The organism is uncultured Formosa sp. (assembly GCF_947500765.1).
Taxonomy (GTDB): domain Bacteria; phylum Bacteroidota; class Bacteroidia; order Flavobacteriales; family Flavobacteriaceae; genus Formosa.
On record NZ_CANMTH010000061.1, the window covers coordinates 1 to 608 of the forward strand.

Annotated in this window: 1 protein-coding gene; it reads left to right on the forward strand. The window is 37.5% G+C overall.

Features of this window, described 5'->3' with window-relative positions:
* Positions 1–608: PIG-L family deacetylase (locus Q1B05_RS18610; RefSeq protein WP_299782972.1), on the forward strand; the 608-nt coding region annotated here is incomplete at both ends.

The following is a 608-nucleotide window of genomic DNA, read 5'->3' on the forward strand; positions in this document are numbered from 1 at the left end:
CCTGCCAAGAAACGCGTACTAATATTTAGTCCACACCCAGATGATGATGTAATTAGTATGGGAGGAACGTTTAAGCGTTTACAGGTGCAAGGACACGAAGTACATATCGGGTATCAAACCTCAGGAAACATAGCTGTTTCAGACGATGAAGCCTTACGTTTTGCTGGTTTTGTATGCGATTATAACGAGAAGTTTGGCATAAAGAATGTAGAAGCAGAAAACATCTATAAAAAAGCACTAGCATTTTTAGAAAACAAGAAGGGAAGTGAGATCGATATTGAAGAAGTTAGATATATTAAAGGATTAATACGAAAAGGAGAAGCGCATTCGGCAGCACAGTTTATAGGTCTTCCCGATACACATATTCATTTTATGGAATTGCCATTTTATGAAACTGGAGCTATCGAGAAAAAGCCTTTAGGAAAAGAAGATATTGAGATCACTATGGCTTTAATAGATAAGGTCAAACCCCATCAAATTTATGCAGCAGGCGATTTAGCCGATCCTCATGGTACACATAAAATATGTTTAGATGCCGTTTTCGAAGCCGTAAAACAACTAAAACCTAAGAAGTATATGAACGACTGTTGGGTTTGGTTATATAGAGG